At 50.5% G+C, this 782-nt stretch carries 1 protein-coding gene; it reads left to right on the top strand.

Annotated elements, in window-relative coordinates:
- Positions 1–782, top strand: a 782-nt coding sequence (locus ACTXGO_RS15190) for an FAD-binding protein (protein WP_443575104.1), incomplete at both ends; no start/stop codon positions are given.

Below are 782 nucleotides of genomic sequence, written 5' to 3'. Positions count from 1 at the left end.
CTGTTCAAACGCGCCAGCGCGCCCAATGTCTGCGTTGGTGATGGAGTGATGATGGCATGGCAAGCAGGATGCCGCTTGGCTAACTTGGAATTCATCCAGTTTCATCCGACAGGTCTTGCACTTAGCGATAGTAGCTTTTTAATCTCAGAGGCGCTGCGCGGTGAAGGCGCTCATCTGTATTGTCCGCAGACAGGCACACGCTTTATGTTAGAGATTGACGCGCGCGCTGAGCTTGCGCCGCGCGATATCGTAGCGCGAGCGATAGCGGAACAAATTAGCAATAATGGTTTGGGCTACGTGCACCTTGATATCAGTCATTTACCAGATGACTTTATCAAAGGTCATTTTCCGCAGATCTATCAAACCCTGCTGGATCTCGGTATCGATATGACCACTGACCCTATACCCGTTGCACCGACTGCGCACTATAGCTGCGGCGGCGTGGTCACTGATGCGCGCGGCATGACGGATGTACCTGGACTTTACGCCGCAGGCGAAGTCGCTTATACAGGCTTGCATGGCGCTAATCGTCTGGCCAGCAACTCACTATTAGAATGCGTGGTCGTCGGTCGTAATATCGCCACTGACTTACCGCGTTATCTAAACCAAGTATCCGCATCTTCTAGCAGTTTTGAGCGTACGCTTTGGACGCCGCCTGTCTTGGCGGACACGCAAGTCATCACCCTAAAGGTTGCAAACACTGGTATTGATAGCATGGTTGTTCATAGAAATACTAGCGCTAAAGATACTGATATTAATATGATAACCAATGAGCTAAAGAC

This window comes from Psychrobacter sp. T6-1 (assembly GCF_052258445.1).
Note: the sequence above shows the minus strand (reverse complement) of the source record. Positions and strands in the feature narration are given on the sequence as shown.